The sequence below is a fragment of the Rheinheimera sp. genome (assembly GCF_036568245.1).
GTDB lineage: Bacteria > Pseudomonadota > Gammaproteobacteria > Enterobacterales > Alteromonadaceae > Alishewanella.
The window spans coordinates 1-2,880 of sequence record NZ_DATCSY010000219.1 but is presented as its reverse complement, the minus strand read 5'-3'; the positions used below and the strand labels follow the sequence as shown (position 1 = coordinate 2,880).

The following is a 2,880-nucleotide window of genomic DNA, read 5'->3' as shown; positions in this document are numbered from 1 at the left end:
TGCCCGGCAGCCACTTTACCGATCAACGGCAACCCCAGTTGCTCCGGTTCGTCTGTATCAACCAATCTGATACCGCGGGAAGTGCCAGGCATCATTTCAATAACGCCTTTTTTAGCAAGGGCTTTTAAATGTTCTTCCGCGGCATTTGCCGACTTGAAACCTAATTGCTGTGCAATTTCGGCGCGGGTGGGTGGCATGCCGCTGTCTTGTTGATAATCTTTGATCAGTTGCAGAATTTCTGCCTGTCGCGGTGTCAGTGGTCTCATAGTGCTGGTTACCTGTACAGTTAGTACTGTGAGTATATACAGGCATGCTACAATTGCAAGCATCTGTGCTGACGCACATTTTTCTGCACTACACTGACGTGCTATGCTAGGCGACTTTTTAACTGAGGTGAGTAGGCTATGTTCCGGCCGGTAAAATTGTTTGCAGCCTTATTAAAATGGCCAATGTGGCCGCTGCTGAAGTACAAAATTGTTCCCGAACAAGCGGTTTCAGAACTGGCGTTAGATAAAAACAGGCCATTCTTTTACATCTGCGCAACAGAGTCAGCAGCAGACTTAGCCGCAATCAGCCGGGTTTGTGAATCACTGGGATTACCTGATCCTGCGGACAACGTTAGCTTAAATGGTGCCGAGCATCCGCGGACTTTATTCCTGGAGAAACCTCACACTTTATGGTTTAGACGTGGAAAAACGACCGCTCTGGCACAGGGCCAGGCTTTGCTGCAGGCTCACCTTGATGATCCGTCACTGGACGCACAATTAGTCCCTATTTCATTGCTGTGGGGCCGGGCTCCGGGTAAAGAAAACAGCATTAAGTGGTTATTGGGCGAAGCGCATGCCCCAAACTGGCTGGCGAAACTCTTAATAGTACTGATCTCCGGCCGCCATACGCTGGTTCGGTTTAGCCGGGCCGTAGCACTGAAACAAATGGCAGCAGAGTTCGGCGCTGAAGAGCAGACGGCGCATAAGCTTTTGCGGATGTCGCGATTCCATTTTTATCGCCAACGCCTGGCCGCAACAGGCCCCAAGCTGGTGAATCGTGCGCAGCTGTTTAATGCCCTGCTCGCGGCTCCTGCACTTAAAAAAGCGATAGACGACGAAGCTAAAGCCAAGCGGATATCAGTCAGTGATGCCCGTCAGGAGGCCAGAAAATTATTGCTGGAGATAGCGGCAGATTATCGCGCCACTACGTTGCGTGTGGGTGACAGGGTACTGCGCTGGTTATGGAGTAAGTTGTACACCGGTATAAAAATTAACAATGCCGATATGCTGCGGGATTTAGCGCAAAAAGGGCATGAAATTGTTTACGTCCCTTGCCATCGCAGCCATATGGATTATCTGTTACTAAGCTATGTCATTTATCAGCAAGGGCTGGCGCCACCACATATCGCAGCCGGCATTAACCTGAACTTCTGGCCTGCCGGGCCGATATTCCGCCGCGGCGGCGCCTTTTTTATCCGCCGCAGTTTCAGCGGTAACAAACTGTATTCAGCGGTGTTCCGTGAATACTTGTGCCAGCTGTTCAGCAAAGGCTATTCAGTCAAGTACTACACCGAAGGTGGCCGCAGCCGCACCGGGCGACTGCTGCAACCCAAAACAGGCATGCTTGCCATGACACTGCAGTCGATGCTGCGCGGTATTGAAAGACCGGTAACACTGGTACCGGTTTACCTCGGCTATGAGCACGTAATGGAAGTAAACACTTACCTGCGTGAACTTAAAGGATCCGGCAAACAGAAAGAGTCAGCCTGGGGTGTAATTAAAGCGATCAAGAATCTACGCGACTACGGCTATGGTTACGTGAACTTTGGTGAGCCGATAACACTGAATAATTATCTTAATCAGCATGTGCCTGACTGGAAACAGGATTTGCATCCAATGGAGGTGCAAAAACCGCAGTGGCTGAACCCGACGGTGGCTGTACTTGCCGACACGCTGATGCAGCGTATAAACCACGCGGCTGCACTTAATAGTATTAACCTGATAGCGCTGTGTTTGCTGGCAACCGAAAAACACACTCTGACACGGCGCGAGTTGGAGCAGCAGCTTGATTTTTACCTGCAGCTGCAGCGTACGGTGCCTTACAGCGAACAAATGACGCTACCGGAAGAATCTGCAGCACAGTTGATCGACCATGCGATACAATTACAAAAAGTGCAGCAGCAACGCGACAGTTTTGGCGAGCTGCTGAGCCTGAGCGAAGAAAATGCCGTGTTGTTAAGTTATTACCGCAATAACGTACTGCATGCGTATATTCTACCGGCGATTGTCGCCAGCGCCATTTTGCATCAGCGGGAAATCAGTCAACAACGCTTACACAGCATAGTGCAGCAACTGTTCCCACTGCTACAGCAAGAACTATTTCTGAGTATCAGTGATGTAAACGCCTACTGTGACGCGATATTGCAGTATCTGGCTGATACAGGTCTGGCGGAACTGGTTGATCAACATTACAGAGCACCGGCGCAGAACAGCACAGGCTATTTTATGCTGAGTATGCTGGCACACAACGCCGAACATACGCTACAGCGCTACGCGATGGTGCTACAACTTATAGAGAGTCAGGGCGCGCAAAGCCGTGCTGCACTGGAGGGGCGCAGCCACGAACTGGCTCAGCGTCTGCTCAGTTTGCACGGCATTACTGCGCCGGAGTATTACGATAAGCAACTGTTTGCTACTTTGGTCAATGCGTTAAAAGACAGTGGTTACACGCTGACAGATGAACGCAGCCAGGTGGTGGCTACCGCTCGGCTGCCACTGTTAAATACCACTGTTGGGCTGCTACTGCGTAACGACGTACTGCAAAGCATTCACAGCATAGTCCCGGCGGCAAATCCGCTCGCCACCGCGCCTTAGCGGCTGGTTGGATAGGAGC

2 protein-coding genes are annotated in these 2,880 nt (G+C 51.1%); one reads left to right on the top strand and one right to left on the bottom strand.

What is annotated here, in order from left to right:
• The coding region (locus VIN66_RS10160; RefSeq protein WP_331923879.1) for a winged helix DNA-binding protein at positions 1-266 on the bottom strand (266 nt) is incomplete at its 3' end.
• A gap of 138 nt (positions 267-404) precedes the next feature.
• On the opposite strand from VIN66_RS10160, the gene plsB reads away from it, so the two are divergent.
• A complete protein-coding gene (gene plsB / locus VIN66_RS10155) occupies positions 405-2,861 on the top strand; it encodes a glycerol-3-phosphate 1-O-acyltransferase PlsB (protein ID WP_331923878.1) in 2,457 nt (818 codons plus the stop codon).
• Positions 2,862-2,880: the final 19 nt, after the last annotated feature.